This is a genomic window from Streptomyces sp. V4I2 (assembly GCF_030817655.1).
Classification (GTDB): Bacteria; Actinomycetota; Actinomycetes; order Streptomycetales; family Streptomycetaceae; genus Streptomyces; species Streptomyces plumbiresistens.
Map to the genome: position 1 here is coordinate 89,343 of NZ_JAUSZM010000004.1, position 14,868 is coordinate 104,210.

Genomic DNA, 14,868 nt, shown 5'->3' on the forward strand with positions numbered 1-14,868 from the left:
GTTCATCGACGAGCACCGGGACCGTTTCGGCGGCGTCGAGCCGATCTGCAGGACGCTCACCGAGCACGACTGCAAGATCGCCCCTTCCACCTACTACGCCCACCACAGACGGCGGAGCACGCCGTCGGCCAGGACCGTGCGGGACGCCGAACTGAAGGAACAGATCAGCAAGGTCTTCGAGGCCAACTACCACGTCTACGGGGCGAGGAAGATCTGGCGTGAGCTGAACCGGCAGGGACGCCGCGTGGCCCGCTGCACCGTCGAACGCCTGATGCGTGAACTCGGCATCACTGGGGCGGTCCGTGGTAAACGCGTGATCACTACGCTGCCCGGCGGGCAGGCCGAACGGGCGCCGGACCTGCTGGACCGCGACTTCGTCGCTGCCGCCCCGAACCACTGCTGGGTCGCGGACTTCACCCACGTGAAGACCTGGGCCGGTGTTGTCTGTGTCGCCTTCGTCGTGGACACGTTCTCCCGCCGGATCGTCGGCTGGTCCGCGGCCACCGTAAAGGAAACGGTCTTCGTCCTGGACGCTGTGGAGATGGCGATCTGGCAGCGCGACCGCGACCAACACCCAGTTCAGCCAGGCGAGTTGATCCACCACTCGGACGCAGGGTCGCAATACACGAGTTTCCGGCTCGCCGAGCACCTGGACGCCGCCGGCATCGCCGCCTCGATCGGATCAGTCGGAGACGCCTACGACAAACGCTTGTCATCACACTGCACCTCTTCTCCTATCGAGTTCACTTTGAGGGTGTTGCCGCCGGTCGGCGGCGGTCGAGGCGGATGCCTTGCTGGACGCGGGGCGGGTTGGGGCCCGGATGCGGGTAGAGACAGGCGTTCTTGTCGTTGTACTTCTCGCCCTCGATCAGTCCGGCGCGGTGCCACTTCCAGATGGTCGGGACGCTGACGTCGAGGAGTACGGCCAGTTCGGGGGCGGTCAGCAGGCCGCGGTCGCGCAGGCGGTCGTGGCGGTTGCGGAGTTCGTAGTTCTCGCGGATGTCACGGACCAGGAGTCGGTGGAAGGAGCATCCTTTGCCGCTGGTCAGGCCGCGCTGGTTGAGGATGTCGGCGATCTCGGCGTCGGTGTGGTCCTCGAGGAGTTCGTCGATCGCGGCCACCACCGAACGCGGGGTCTGCCACAGTTTGCCGCCGCCCAGGGGTGTGTCAGTTGTACACACCCCCGAACGTCGCAATCCTGACGTTGCCGACCTCGATTTGACGGAGGCCGTCGAAACAGTAGAGCGTAAAGAGCGTTTTATACGAGTAATCATCCCAGTTGTCGCGAACCAGGAACGCGTCCTTCGACGACTCGGGGGGACGGCTAAACCGTTCCAGAACTCTGAACTGCACCGGAATCCTTCTCGCTACAGTGGGAGCGTTATGCCGAGTTCCTGCATGGCGGTCGAGGGCGGGCCGCCTTCGGAGCGTTCGGTCTTGTAGCCCTTGATCCGGGGTTCGAGGGTGCGGGGGTCGACGGCTTCGGCGGGCGCGCTCTTGGCGTACAGACCCTCGGGCTCGCTGTCGCGGTCGTGGGGCAAGAGCCAGAAGACGCGGCGGCGGAAGGTGCCAGACGCGCGGGAAGCTTTGGCCTTGGTGTCGAGGAGGGCGTAGCCGACCATGCGGCCGGGCCGGTGGTAGGCGGGCTTGCCCTTGCGGGTGGGGAGCCGGTCGATGCTCTGGCGGACGTAGTCAAGGCCGTCGATGTCTTCCAGCCACACCAGTTCGGCTTCGTGGCTGATCTCGCCTTCTTCGATCAGGGAGCTCATGCGTCGGGTTCCCTCTCGTGGTCGGTGAGCAGTCCGATGCCGGGGTAGTGCTTGCGCTGGTTGGACAGGATCATCTGCTTCGGTGAGGCCAGACCGACAAGTTCCCGGGTGCGGGCTGCGAACGCACGCGAGGACATGGCCGGTGCCCCCTCATTCTGGCACCAGGTCCGGTAGACGGCGTAGAGCGCGGTCTGCTCTGCGCGCAGTTCGGGGCCGAGGGTGCAGCATTCCTCGTAGAAGCGTCCGGTGTGGTCTTCGGTTTCCGCGTAGGCCGTGGTGGCGATGCGGACGCGTTCGGGGCCGGTGAGGTCGCGGTCGCCGGCGAGGTAGCGGCGGGCGCCGTCGATGAGCCAGCCCAGGATGCCGGGGCCTTCTTCGGTGACGAGGATGTCCGCCAGATTGTCGATCTTGCGGTGGTCGGGAACGATCCGCTCGAACGGGATCAGCCGCATGCGGCGCCAGAACGCGAAGCCGCCGGTGCCGACTTCGGGGCGGTGGTTGCCCAGCAGCCAGAGTTTGTGGGTGGGTTCGAAGCTGAAGAAGTCCTGGCGCATGCGGCGGGCTTTGATGCGGTCGCCGCCGGTGAGCAGTTTGACGCGGGCCTCGTCGAATTTGTCGCCGTGCTTGACCTCGGAGCAGACGATTACGCGCCGGCCGTGGAGTTCGGCAAGGTCGGTGGGGTGTCCTTCGTAGGGGCGGGCCATCAGGAAGCCGGGCGGGGCCGCGTCCGCGTAGTCGCCCAGGAGCTTCATGAGGACGTCGAGGAGGACGGACTTGCCGTTCTTGCCGGAGCCGAAGAGGAAGGGCAGGACCTGTCCGCCAACGTCGCCGGTGACGGAGTAGCCCAGCAGCAGCTGCAGGTAGGAGATCATCTGCTGGTCTTCGGTATCGGCGCCGAAGGTGTCGGTCAGGAAGCGTTCCCAGCGCGGAGTGGGCAGCGCCTGGGGGCCGACGGTGGTGGAGCGGGAGTGGAAGTCCTTGTTGGGGTCCGGGGTTTTGACTAGCCCGGTGCGCAGGTCGACGATGCCGTCAGGGGTGCACAGGGCGTAGGGGTCGGCGTCCAGGAGGGCGGCGTTGAGGACCATGCCGGGGGCGGATTTGGCCTGGGTGAGCATGGCGTTGATGCCGGTGGTGGACAGGGCGCGGCGGCGGTGGGATTGCAGGGCTTGTGTGGTGAACAGGCCGCGTGGGTCGTGGGCCGCGATGGCTTCGGCGAGGTCGCCAGCGGCCCACAGGACGGTGTCGTCTTCGTCGATCTGCCAGCGGGTGGTGTCCCACCGGTACCAGCCGATCCCGGGGACGTGCCGGTAGTCGTTGGCGTACAGCTTGACGAAGAGCTTGGCGTTGCCTCGGTCGGTGAGGGTATCGGGCAGCAGTCCGGCAGAGGTCGCTTCTCCGGCGGCAGCCCTGGAAGCGCCCGTCTGGGCGGGCAGGGCAACGGTGGTGGCTTGGGCGGCGTGGGGCTGGTTGCGGATCTGGGCGGCGACGGCTTCGGGGTCGAACTCGAAGAGGGCCTCTGTCTCGTTGCTATGCGACGTCATCGCGGGCCCCTCTGCGTGTGGAGGGGGTGTTGGCCGCCGGCAGCGAGTCCGCTACGGATGATCTGGGCGGCGCGGCGCTCTTGGCCCGGGCGGGCGGCGGCCGCGGCCTGGGTGAGGGCCTGCTCGGCTTCTTCCTCGGTGAGGCGGCCAGCGGCGACGAGACCGCCGAGGGTGTAGGCGGCGCGGTTGAGGGTGTCGGAGAACCCGGCGCCTTCAAGGACTTGGCCGCAGGCCTCGACAGGGGCGAGGACCGTGGCGAGCATGCGCTGGGTGCGGCCGCGGCCGCCGCCCGCGGCGAGTACGGCCTGCTGGGCGCGTGGCGGGACCGGCCGAGGAGCGGGGATACTGGGGGGCGGGCAGATGGCCGGTGCGTTCGAGTTCCTGGGCGAGCCAAGTGGGCAGGGCAGCCGGCTCGCGGACGCTGTCGAGCGGCGTGTAGGTGCCGTCGCGGGTAGTGGTGCCCGGGGCGATGATGTAACCGCCGTGGGCGCGAACATCGACCTGCCAGGCCAGCGCGGTGCCCTGGCTGGAGCCGGAAGAGCAGCGCCAGCGGCGGTTGTCGGCCGCCCGGTACCAGACGTGAAGGCCGCCTGAGGGCGTGCGAACGCGCAGCGTGGCGTCGTCCTCCGCGGGGCTGCGCTGGCCGCGCAGGGCGGCCAGTACGGCGAGGGTGTGGTAGCCGTTGGCCAAGCCGGTGAGATCGACGTGGTCACCGATCGGGATTCCGGGCAGGATTCGGTCCCGGGTGGGCGGCTGGGTGGGGTGAGCGTCGATGTCGATGACGACCAGGCCGGCCGGGCCGCAGGCGACGCCGACGCCGAACTCGGGGTGGGCGCCCCACCACTGGGTGATACGGCGCTGGTCGAGGGTGGCGGCGTGGAAGCCGTGGCACCAACGGCCTGCGGGCAGGCAGGGGCACTCGGCGGGCGGGTGCGGATTGGTGCGGCACTGAGGGCAGTTCGAGGCCGGGGTTTTGCGGCCGGCGGCGAGGGGATGCACGGGCCAGCCGCGGCGCGCGCACCAGCTGGCGGTGGCCAGGGTGGCAGCGACTGAAGACTCAGGGGCGGGCTGCCGTGAGTCGCTGCCGGAAAGGCGCAGCTCAGCAGGCATTCGCACCCCCTATCAGCGACCGAAGCGACTCAACGACGGACACAGCGTAGCGAACGTGGCGCGTGAGGTCGCGGAGCCCATGCGAAAGAACCCTGATGCCGTGTCGATGATGCGACCGGAAGCACGACTGCAGCGACCCAGCAGACACCGCAGCGACCGAACGAACTCAGTCGCTCCTACTCCACGCGACAGAAAACCCCAGGTAAGGCACCACTCAGGACCTGAAACAGCGACTGAAGCGACTGAAGCTTCCTATATATAACGCACACGCACACACATGAATGTCCTCATATACCCCGGACTTGAGTCGCTTCAGTCGCTGCGAAGTCGTTGTCACTACGCTGACCTGCGTGTTTCACGCCAGCGGGGAGCAGCGACCGAACAGTCGCTGAGTAGCTGCGCCCCGGGTTACTCCCTCCCATCACCCCCAGGGACCCAAGCGACTGAAGCGACTGAGCCTCGAACAATCAGCTCGCGACCGCGGCCGTGCGATGGCACCTCCATCTGCGAGTCGCTTCAGTCGCTCTGGTAGGCAGAGCCGCCTCCTTGCTCAACAGGCCGGCCGATGGCTGCCAACCAGCAGGGGCCGGTGTCAGAGCCGTTCGGTTTACTGCCCGGAACGGAAGGAAGAGAGGCGCGTACATGCTTGAGCTGGTGCACAACGATCCACGAGGGTGGTTACGGAACTACTGCAAGAAGAACCGGACGCCCAGCAGAGCCCCTGCAGGCACGGGTTACATCTACGTGATCGCACTGACCGGCCCCATGTCGTACATCAAGATCGGTTCCACAGCCCAGCCCCGCACCCGCCTTGAAACGCTGTGCTCCGAGGCGACGAGATTCGAGGCGGCGCTGACCTGGGTTTGGCTCTCCCCTGCACATCCGACATACCGGATCAGCGAGGCGTGCGCGCTGAAAGCGTGCCGCGCGCTGTCTCCCGCTGCGACTCCCCGCAGCGAGTACTTTCCCAGCCTGAGCTTCGTGGTGGCCCGGCGCGAAGCCGTCAAAGCGGTACTTGGCATCCACAGCACACCGCATGTTTCCACCACCACACGTGCCGTTGGCCTTCACGAGCGCCTCCCCGCCCATGTCCAGGCGCAGGCCTCAACTGCCCAGCTGCGGCGGATGGAGTACTTCGCTCGGGGCAGTTACCGCACACGCTTCCTCAGACGCGGGAACCCGACTCCTCAACCCCGCCCTGAAGAGTCAGATTTGCTGCATACGTACCTGCTCCGACAGCTCCGCCTTCCATCTGCAGGGGTAATCGATCTCAGCGCTCGGCGGGCAGCGGCAGCCTCGGCAGGGTAGAAGCATCACAGCACCGAGCACACCCCCATAGCGGTCCATCGAGGTTCTCGGTCGAGGAGGGCCGAGCGAGTTCGAGAACCGACGCGTAGCCAGCACTCCATGCCGGCACTGGTCTACAGGGTCCGCCGCCAGCACTTTCAGACATGGCCATCGTCTATGCCGACGCACCCTCGACGCTGGCGACGACAAGCCGCTCGCGATCGAAGGCGTCGCCGACCGAGCCCGCGCCCGCTACGGGCACGATGTGCTCTGCCCCGCCGCGCCCTCGCCATAAGCGCCCACCCACCGCAGGCCCCGTATCGTTCCGTGAAAACTGGGCGAGGACGCTGACCGCCATTCCTCGCACGAGGCGCACGTCACGTCACCTCAATCTCGCGCAGGTCGTGCTCGGGCGGCCGCCCGATGTCCAGGGCATGCCGCCGCCGCTCGGCCCGCCAGGCCACCAGGACCGGCTCGATCAACTCCCAGCGGGCATCGGACCGATCACTCAGATCGGACGCCGCCCTGGCCCGGTGCAGTCTCCTCCTGCCTGCCCTGTCCGACGGCGGCCGCAGCGCGCGACGCGCGTACACCGCCTCATCAGTCGGCGGAAGTCCGCCCAGACCTCGTACGCTGCGCAGCCGAACATCAGGTGGCGGCCTCAGAATGAGCGGGAGCCAGCAGGCTGTCGCCCGGCCACAGGGCGCACCCGGCTTGCGCCCAGGCCAGTTGCCTGCCGACTTCGACCAGGACCTCGATCCGTTCGGCGGGCCCGTATGCCCGATGCAGCCCGGCTGCTGGGTCGTAGACCCGTACCTCGCTGTGCGGGCCGGAGCACACCAGGGCACGGGCGATGTGCGGCAGTCCCAGGCTGAGGGCATCGCATTCCTCGTCCTGGATGAGCTGGAGCAGATCCGCGGTGACCGCTGCCCAGTCGCCGACCTCTGGCCAAAGCCGACCGCCGTCCAGCTCGTGGGTGAGCGTGGCAAGCGGCACGATCTCGCCTGGCCGGCGCCCGCGGGTGAGGCACTCGTAGATGCGGGTCCCGTCAGGCTGCCGGACACGGGGGTGCAGCAGGGAGGCTGCGGCGACGAGCGAGGTGTTGATCTCCTGCGCAGCGGCTGGGTAGTAGGCCTCGTGCGCGAAGAGCAGGTACACCTCGTCGGCGGGCTGACCGTCCTGGGGCATGTTCGTTTCCTCTTTCGTCGGCGGGATGGGGGTCGTGTGTCCGGGTGAGGGCCGGGGCGGCCGGTGGGGTGCGGGCGGATAAGGACCCAGCGGCGGCTGCTCGCCAGACCGGTCGTGCCGGGCAGCCGCCGCGCCACCCTGCATGGGCGTGACGATCTGGCGGGTCTGGACGGCGAGTTGCAGCATCAGCCGCTCCCGGGCGATGAGCTCGCTGGAGGCCGAGCGGGTGTCGTGGCGCTGGAGCAGGTCGGCGGTGTCGAACAGCTGGTGGTGGCCGATCTCGACGGCGCGCCGCACCTCATAGCGGTCACTGCCGACGGCGGCCTGGACGAGGCCGGTCTGCAGAGCGGCGAGACGCTGCAGGTAACGGCAGGCGGCTTCGTCCTCGACGATCCGGGCGTTCTCGCCAGCGCGGGTATCGAACCGGTCGGGGAGGTGCTCCACGAGCAGCGGGGCTAAGGCCGCCGCCGGCAGCACGATGCTGAGAGGGACGCCGTGCATGAGCGCAAGGGCGGCCGCCACCAGGGTGAGTACCGTGACGACGGTCGTGGCCAGCCGTATGGTCACTATGCCGAGGCTGATCCGGTGTGTCGGTCGTCTGGCCAGCCAGCGCAGGGCCAGGCGCTGGCACTGGGTCGCGATCGGCGTGAACACGGCGAGACGGTGCGGGTGTTTGGGCAGGCTGCCGTCGGCCGGGACCGTCCAGTCGATCCATCCCCATGCCGTCCGTTCGCGGATCAGGACGGGCTCGCAGCCTGCCGCGCAATTGGAGCCGCAGCAGACGTGCCCTCCGCGCACGGCGCGGGACCGTTTCCTCTCCCAGCTCTGCGGCTGCTGCCTGAACGGGCTCAGCCGCTGAGCGATTCCGGTTGTCGGCGGTGCGTAGGTGGTCATGGGGTGCTTCCTTCCAGCAAGGTCGATGCGGTGGCGCAGGTGGTGCAGCGGCCGTCGCCGTCAGGGCGGGCGCGCCGGGGAGTGGGTCCAGGGCAGGTTCGGCACAGCGGCCAGCCCAGGCAGGCCGGGCAGAGGTCTTCGCCGGGGGCAGTTGCGGGAACGCCGCAGCCGGCGCATTCGACGAGCGCCCGGTAGGTCAGGGCCTCGGTCACCGAGCGGGCGGCAGACGCCGTGGACGACCGCTCGGCCGACGGCCAGGCGGGCGACTCGTCCTCCACGGCGTCACCGCGGTGGTGAGTGCGATCCAGCGTGGCGGGCGGCGGGTAGGCCTGAGCGGCCCGCAGGCGGGCGGCGATGATCGCACCGACCGAGGTGCGCACCGGCTGCGGCAACGGCCGGTCGGTGATGACATGGCGCAGCTGCTCGCTGCTCCAGCCGGCCTCCAGCATCACCGTGGCCACGCGGCCCTGATCGGTCAGAACCTTCCCGGTCAGCAGGAGTTCCGGACGGCTCGCTCCGATTTCGAGCAGCAGCTGGATCCCCGGGTGCATCTCATCCGCCGGGAGGGCAGGCGGCGTGGACGCTGGTGCGTCCGGCCGGTCCGTTCCTTCGGGCGTGCGCGCGACGTCGCTCCGGTCGCACGGAGGGACGGTGCTGGTGTTCTGCTTGTTGGTCTTCTTTCTGTTGGTGTTCTTAGTGGGGCGATTAACCGACGTCGGGTTATCCACCGGTGGAAATCCCGACATCGGTTGCGACCTGCTGTTTTGCAGGCTGGGCAGATCGGTGATGAAGTACGCGGCCGCGCCAAGGGTGCCGTCCGGGTTGCGCTCGCGTTCCCGGAGCAGGAAGCCGTGCTTCTCGAGCTCCTTGAGGCCGCTCTTGACGGCTGCCTCGCCGTCGCGGCTGCGGCGGGCCAGGTCCGGGATGCTCATCCGCCAGCCGTCCCGATGCGTGCTGATGAGTCCGAAGATTCCCTGGGCTTTGAAGGAGAGCCTTGGGTCGCGGAACAGGCCGTTGGCGATCTGGGTGAACTGGTCCGCCGCCATCACCCCACGGCGGATTCCCGCCCCGAAGCCGGGTGGTGCCTCATCCGCCGGCGCGGAGGCGAACACCGAACCGGTCGCCGCGGCAGGGTCGGTGTCGACGGGTGCGGGGCGGTCCGTGATCGAGTACACGATCTCGCCGAGCGTCCCGTCGTCGTGCCTGAGCTGTTCGCGGTTGAGGTAGTCGTGCCGCTGCAGTTCGCTCAGGCCGCCGCGTACGGCGTCGCGTCCGTCGGGTCCGGCGCGCACGAGGTCGGCGACCGTCACGTGCCAGCCGGCGCGGTGCGTGCTGATGTAGCCGAAGATGCCTTTCGCCTTGAAGGAGATCTCGGGGTCGCGGAAGAGGCTGTTGGCGATCTGGGTGAACTGGTCCGCCGCCATCACTCCCCGGCGGATCCCCGGCCCGAAGCGGCTCATCGTGCTTCCTCGCGCGCCATGTTCGTGCGGCCGCCGATGGCCTGGAGCAGGGGTGCGGGAGCGACGTGGCCGGGGCCGCTGCGTGAGGTGACGTGAGCGAGATCCATGCCGTCAGCTCACCCGGCGCCCCCGACCAGGCTGACGGCCACAACCCCCGACCACCGGTCACGATCCGGCAACATGCGCACTGGGCTGCCGTGGTCGGGCTCATGGTCGGGCCGACCACGGCCCTTCCCCGGTGCGAGCCGAAGGTTGCGCAGTCGCGGTTGCGCAACGGCACCGTCACTCATTGCGCAGTCGGCTGCGCAACGCTTCCAGGGTCCTGCGCATTCGGATGTGCAGCCGATTGCGCACAGTGGACAGGCGTCGTCGACGGGGGTCTGCGCACTCGGCCGGGTCGTGCGCAACACGGCCTCCCACAGCTTTCTTCCGGGAGCTGGCGCGTGCCCGATCCGTCGGCGCTTCCCCCTCTGCACCTGGGCTCGTCGGGCCAGTTCCCCGTCCCCACCACCTTCCATGCGATGGAGGGCTCAGGCGTGTCTGGTCGCCGTCTGAGGCCATGGTCGGGGCTGTGGTCGGGCCGACCACAGCCCCGACCACGGGCTTTGTGTCCTCATCGTGATCGTGGTCGGGGGCTCGTGGTCGGTGGTCGGGTCGGGGTCGGCGGGTTTTCTCAAGGTCAGCAAGTACACGTTCTGACCTGGGAGTTTGACCATGTCCCCTGGCAAGCAGGCAGCGGAGAGCGACGCGGCCCCGATGGCCGCAGGTGTCGAGCTGGAGAAGATGAGGCGGCGCGTCCGCCTCACGCGCCTGGCCCTGTTCACTGCGATCGCGGCCGGCCCTGTCGCCCTGGGCGTCGCGGTTATGTCCGGCCCGACCACCGTCGCGGCCGCCCCCTCGGACACGCCGACCGCCGTGCGCACCGCGGCGGCCACCGCTGACCCGGCGGGCTATGCGCAGGTGTTCGTCGACGCGTGGTTGCGCAGCAGCGCCGACGACGCGAACAGTGCGCAGGCGCGGCTTGCGCAGTCTCTTGCGCCGGACGTCGATCTGCCGGACCCGGCCACCAGTGCGCAGCCGAAACGGGCAACGGTGACCGCTGTGCGCAGTGCGCAGCAAGGTGACGGCGAGTGGGCCGTGACCGTGGCTGCGCAATACGCCGACGGACGCCTGCGCTACTTCGTCGTTCCCATGGCCGCCGACGCGAGCGGCGCCTCGGTCACCGTGACCGGCGCCCCCGGTGTAGTGGCCGGCCCGGCGCGCGCCGCGGTGGCCAAGTCGCCGTACGGGGTGAGCGTTCCGTCCGAGGGCGATCTGTCCTTGGCCGTCGGCGAGTTCTTCGGCGCGTACCTGACGGGGGCCGGGGAGGTGGACCGCTACCTCGCACCCGGCGTGAAGCTGTCGCCGGTCTCCCCCCACCCCGTACACCGCAGTCACCGTCCAGGAGGTGTGGGGGGCTGAGGAGGCCGCGGCCGCTGAGCGGGTGCCGGCCGACGGCACGAAGGTCCGCGTCCGCGTCCAGGTCGAGGCACGGGATGACTCCGGGCGCTGGCCGCTGGCGTACGACGTCGCTCTCGAGTCCCGCTCCGGTCGCTGGGAAGTCGCGGCTCTGGAGTCCGGAACCGCCCGGGACGGGGGTGCCCGGTGACCACGGTGCACAGCCTGATGCTCGCCGGGCAGCTGGACGACCTCGGCGACAGCTGGATCACCATGTTCGAGGACTGGGCGACCAAGGGTCTGCAGGCCGGTCTGATCGTGCTGGTAGTCGTCATCATGATCCAGAAGTTCAGCCTGAAAGCCGGGATCGGCGCCCTGCTGTTGATGATCATCGCGTTGGGGTTGTATGACTCCCGCGAGGACCTGGCGGAGATGTTCACCGACGAGGTGAAGAACCCGGCCAAGGGCGCGCCCGCTGTGCCCGGTGTCGGGCGCGGTACCGATGCCCTTGCCCGCGTGCGCTCCGCTGGCGCGGGAGGCTGGCTGTGAGCGCGGCGACCGCGGGGCGGGTGGGCCGCTTCTACACCTCCGCCCGCCGTCACCCGTGGGTGCTGGGCAAAGTCGCCGACTGGAAGATCCCCCTCGGCCCCTACACCCCGGCACAGATCGCGGTAGCGGTCGGCGGCGGCTTCCTGCTCGTCAAGACGATCAGCTGGTGGTCGTGGATGGGCCCGGTGCCGATCGTGGCCTGGGTTCTGACGGTCTGGGCGGTACGCCGACCGAAGATCAAGGGGCGCGCTCCGCTGCAGGCTGCGCTGGGCTGGGTGCTGCTCGCCTGGCAGCCGCAGGGCGGCCGGGTGGGCGGCAGGGCCGCCCGGGACCGCATGTCCCGTCCCCTGTTCGGCGGTTTCACCCTTGAGGAGGCTGCTCCCGCTGTCCCGGTCATGGCCACGTCCCGCGTCGACCAGCCTGCTGCCGGCCGCACGGCGCACCGGGGCCCGTCGGCTCGTCCGTCCATGCGGCCGCGCCCGGCGCCGCAGGCGCACCCGGTGTCGGGTGTCCAGCAGTTGCTCGCCCTCGCCGAACAGGCGGGGGGTGCGAGGTGAGGGTGCCGATCCGTCACATCGCCGGGCACCTCGTGTGGTCGACACACGGCAGCGTGTGGGCGCTTTACCGGCTGCACCCCGGACCGGACGCGCTCGGCCACCGCGAGGAGACCGTCCAGGGCACCTACGTCCCGGCCGCGGTCCGCGACGAACAGCTCGCGAAGATCACACACTTGATCCGCTCGTTGACAGGGGCGCCGCGCCTGTTCGGGCTGTGCGCACAGGTCGACCCGGGCGAGATCGCCCTGCGCATGATCGAGGGCATCGAGCCCGGCGACCAGCCCCCCGGCAGTACGCATCCGTGGGTGGAGAACGTCGAGGCCACCCTGGACCTGCTGGGCGAGCAGGAGATGCACCGCCGCACACTCTGGCTGGCGGTGCCGCTGCGCAACGACGCCGCCGGCGGACAGGTGACCGCGTCGCTGGGGGCGATGTGGGCGGACGTCGCGCCGATGCTGGGCATGCGGGCCGCGCCCGTGGCACGCCGTGAGGTGACCTCCTACCGCGAGCAGGCCTCTCGGATAGAAGCTGCGCTCGCTGGCAGCGTCGCCTTCCGCCCGGCCCGCCCGGCGGAGATCGTGTGGATGATCCAGCACGCCCTGCACCGCGGCCTTGCCGAGCCGCTGCTCACCGAAGCCGAGACCAGCGACCTGTACGGCGGGCAGGTCCGCGAGGGGGTGCTGCGCTCCCCCAGCTACGCCGACCTCGGTCAGGTCCGTCTGCAGGAGGGCGGCGTCGATCCCGACCTCGACTACGAGGACCTGGCGGGCGCTGACCGGGTCAGCCGCTCGGGACGCACGGCGTGGTGGCGGCTGGGGACGTCCTCGCCGCTGCGGCGGCGGTGGCTGCAGGTGGAGTGCGACGCCGGGGTGGGCTATCAGGCGCAGTTGGCGCTCGCCGAGTGCCCGCCCGCCGTGAGCCAGGACGCCGCTGACCTGTTCGCGCAGCTGGAGACCCTGGACTTCCCCGTCGACTACACCGTCGACCTCACCCTGGTGCCGGCCGACAAGGCTCGGGATCAGGTGCGGCGCAAGAAGAACGAACTGGTCGATCAGGCCGACCAGTACGACGCCCGCCCCACCGGCATGCCCGCCTCGCTGACCGACGCCGCCCGCGACCTGGGCGAGCTGGACGCGCGCCTGTCGCGCACCAGCGTGGAGGTCGAGGTCCAGTCGGTGACGGTCCTGACCGTGTGGGGGCCGACCGCCGCCGTCTGCGACGCCCGCGCCCGGGCCCTGGCCGCACTGCTCGGCGGCGCCGACTACCGCGCCGTGCGCCCCGCCGGGCTGCAAGAGGCCTTGTTCACCCTCGGGCTGCCCGGCACCGCACGGCCCGGTGTGGTACGGGAGTTCACCCAGCATCAGGTCAGCGAAGACTGGGCGCTGGGCGGGGCCTTCACCACCGCGGAGGTCGGCGACCCGAACGGGATGTTCCTCGGCCTCGACCTGGACTGCGGCACCACCCGCCCCGTGATGATCAACGTGGCGGACGCGCCGAAGCAGGACGCCTCCGCCTCCATGGGGATCATCGGCGATCTCGGCGCCGGCAAGAGCGTCCTGGAAAAGCTGATCGCCGAGTCCGTGTGGGCGCGCGGCGGGGTCGCAATCTGCATCGACCGCACCCCGGTGCGGGAATGGGCGACCTTCGCCCGCACTGCTGCCGCGGGCCGCTGCCAGATCATCGACGCCGCCCAAGCGGAGGTGTCCATCGACCCGCTGCGCATGTTCGACGGACCCGAAGGCCGACACTACGCCCTGTCCTACCTCACGCTCCAGCTCGGCATCGGCCCGATGAGCACCAACGGGGAGGTCCTGCACCACGCCGTCGAGCAGGCCGCCGCCGGCGACCAGCCGTCCATGCACCGCGTGCTTCAGGTCCTTCAGGAGATGGCCACGCGCGAAGTGGGCAAGCGGCAGGACGCGGCCGCCACCCTCACCGGCCTCATCCGCGTCGTGGCCAGTAACCCTCTTGCCGCGATGGTGTTCGACCCGAGCCTGCCGCCCGTGCGACTGGACGCCTCGAACGCCTCCGACATGATCGTGATTACGACCACGGGTCTGAAGCTGCCGCCCAAGGCCGCGTTCGACAAGCCCGAAGTTCTGCACCAGCAGCCGCTAGAAGCCCTGATCGGCCGCGCGGTCCTCTACCTGATCGCGGCGATCGCCCGGCAGACGGCTTTCGAGGACCCGGAGCGGTTCACCTCCGTGGTGCTGGACGAGCTGTACTGGCTCACCTCGTCGGCCGAAGGCACCGCCCTGGTCCACGAGATCCTCCACGACGGCCGCAAGCACGGCGCCGGCCTGATCGCCGGGTCGCACGACGCCGAGGAACTCGGCCCCGACCGCGGCCTGATGGCCTACCGCGCGCTCGCCCGCACCACCGACCGCGAACGCGCCCGCCGCGGGCTGGAGTTCCTCGGCCTCGACTCGGGAGACCCCGAGTTGCTGCGGCTGGTGACCACGGGCCTGTCCCCCGTCGGACAACGCGGCCGCGAAGGTGAGTTCCTCATCGCGTGCCCGCGGCAGAACACCGGCCGCGTCAAGGTCGTCATCCCCCGCATCGAGCGCATCACCACCTCCATCACCACCACACCCGGACGCCGCACCACCACACCCGGACGCCGCACCACCACACCCGGACTCCGCACCACCGCGCCCGGGTCCGCACCGCTCGCCAGAGCAGCCACAGGCGAGAGTCCGGAGGAACTTCGATGACCCCTTTCGCACCCAGCCGCGCCCAGCGCCTCGCCATAGCCGCGAGCGCTCTCACGATGATCGCCGTCGCTGTCGCCGTCGGCGTGCTCGTTCTGGCGATCGCGCCGAGCCTGCCGGAGACCTGGTGGCCACGCACCGGAGATGCCTTCGCCGCCCATTCGCCGTCCGATTCAGAGGATCCGTGCGTCCTGGTCGTGGGCCCGGCCAAGGTCTATTGCGAGCGCGACCACCACGCTCCGGCCGCATCCTCCACTCCTGACAGGGGCAACGCGGCCGCTTGGATGCTGATGCCGGCCGCAACTGCGGTGGGCGCGCTGGTGATCTGGCGACGCCGCACTCCTGCAGGACAGGGGCGGTACTGA

Annotated in this window: 9 protein-coding genes and 4 pseudogenes; 6 read left to right on the forward strand and 7 right to left on the reverse strand. The window is 69.7% G+C overall.

What is annotated here, in order from left to right:
• Positions 1 to 4: 4 nt before the first annotated feature.
• Positions 5 to 682, forward strand: a pseudogene (locus QFZ76_RS52150) (IS3 family transposase); the annotation flags it as partial.
• Between the two features lie 61 nt (positions 683 to 743).
• On the opposite strand, the gene QFZ76_RS50515 reads toward QFZ76_RS52150, so the two are convergent.
• From QFZ76_RS50515 to QFZ76_RS50540, 7 genes and pseudogenes are all read right to left on the reverse strand, one after another.
• Positions 744 to 1,181, reverse strand: a complete 438-nt coding sequence (locus QFZ76_RS50515; RefSeq protein WP_307680490.1) for a hypothetical protein — start codon at positions 1,179 to 1,181, stop codon at positions 744 to 746.
• A gap of 186 nt (positions 1,182 to 1,367) precedes the next feature.
• Positions 1,368 to 1,769, reverse strand: coding sequence for a DUF6009 family protein (locus QFZ76_RS50520; protein WP_307680491.1), 402 nt, complete (start codon positions 1,767 to 1,769; stop codon positions 1,368 to 1,370).
• Positions 1,766 to 3,310 carry a phage/plasmid primase, P4 family gene (locus QFZ76_RS50525; RefSeq protein ID WP_307680492.1) on the reverse strand — a complete coding sequence of 515 codons (1,545 nt, stop codon included), beginning with the start codon at positions 3,308 to 3,310 and terminating at the stop codon, positions 1,766 to 1,768. The genes QFZ76_RS50520 and QFZ76_RS50525 overlap by 4 nt, the downstream gene beginning before the upstream one ends.
• Positions 3,307 to 4,309: pseudogene (locus QFZ76_RS50530) on the reverse strand (bifunctional DNA primase/polymerase). Before QFZ76_RS50530 ends, QFZ76_RS50525 begins: the two are co-directional and overlap by 4 nt.
• Positions 4,310 to 6,096: 1,787 nt before the next feature.
• Positions 6,097 to 6,219: pseudogene (locus tag QFZ76_RS52155) on the reverse strand (IS5/IS1182 family transposase); the annotation flags it as partial.
• A 136-nt stretch (positions 6,220 to 6,355) separates the two neighbouring features.
• Entirely contained in the window at positions 6,356 to 7,789 is a 1,434-nt protein-coding gene (locus QFZ76_RS50535; RefSeq protein WP_307680493.1) for a hypothetical protein, read from the reverse strand.
• The gene (locus QFZ76_RS50540) at positions 7,786 to 9,249 is read right to left on the reverse strand and encodes a hypothetical protein (protein ID WP_307680494.1); all 1,464 of its coding nucleotides are present in this window, start codon (positions 9,247 to 9,249) and stop codon (positions 7,786 to 7,788) included. The genes QFZ76_RS50535 and QFZ76_RS50540 overlap by 4 nt, the downstream gene beginning before the upstream one ends.
• Before the next feature lie 714 nt (positions 9,250 to 9,963).
• Here QFZ76_RS50540 and QFZ76_RS50545 point away from each other — a divergent pair.
• The 5 genes and pseudogenes from QFZ76_RS50545 (at position 9,964) to QFZ76_RS50565 (ending at position 14,868) form a co-directional block, all read left to right on the forward strand.
• Positions 9,964 to 10,897 (forward strand): annotated as a pseudogene (locus QFZ76_RS50545) (conjugal transfer protein).
• Positions 10,894 to 11,235 (forward strand): hypothetical protein, encoded by a 342-nt coding sequence (locus QFZ76_RS50550; protein WP_307680495.1) that lies wholly within the window; start codon positions 10,894 to 10,896, stop codon positions 11,233 to 11,235. Before QFZ76_RS50545 ends, QFZ76_RS50550 begins: the two are co-directional and overlap by 4 nt.
• Positions 11,232 to 11,792, forward strand: coding sequence for a hypothetical protein (locus QFZ76_RS50555; protein WP_307680496.1), 561 nt, complete (start codon positions 11,232 to 11,234; stop codon positions 11,790 to 11,792). Before QFZ76_RS50550 ends, QFZ76_RS50555 begins: the two co-directional genes overlap by 4 nt.
• Positions 11,789 to 14,506 (forward strand): ATP-binding protein, encoded by a 2,718-nt coding sequence (locus QFZ76_RS50560; RefSeq protein WP_307680497.1) that lies wholly within the window; start codon positions 11,789 to 11,791, stop codon positions 14,504 to 14,506. The genes QFZ76_RS50555 and QFZ76_RS50560 overlap by 4 nt, the downstream gene beginning before the upstream one ends.
• Positions 14,503 to 14,868, forward strand: a complete 366-nt coding sequence (locus QFZ76_RS50565) for a hypothetical protein (protein ID WP_307680498.1) — start codon at positions 14,503 to 14,505, stop codon at positions 14,866 to 14,868. The genes QFZ76_RS50560 and QFZ76_RS50565 overlap by 4 nt, the downstream gene beginning before the upstream one ends.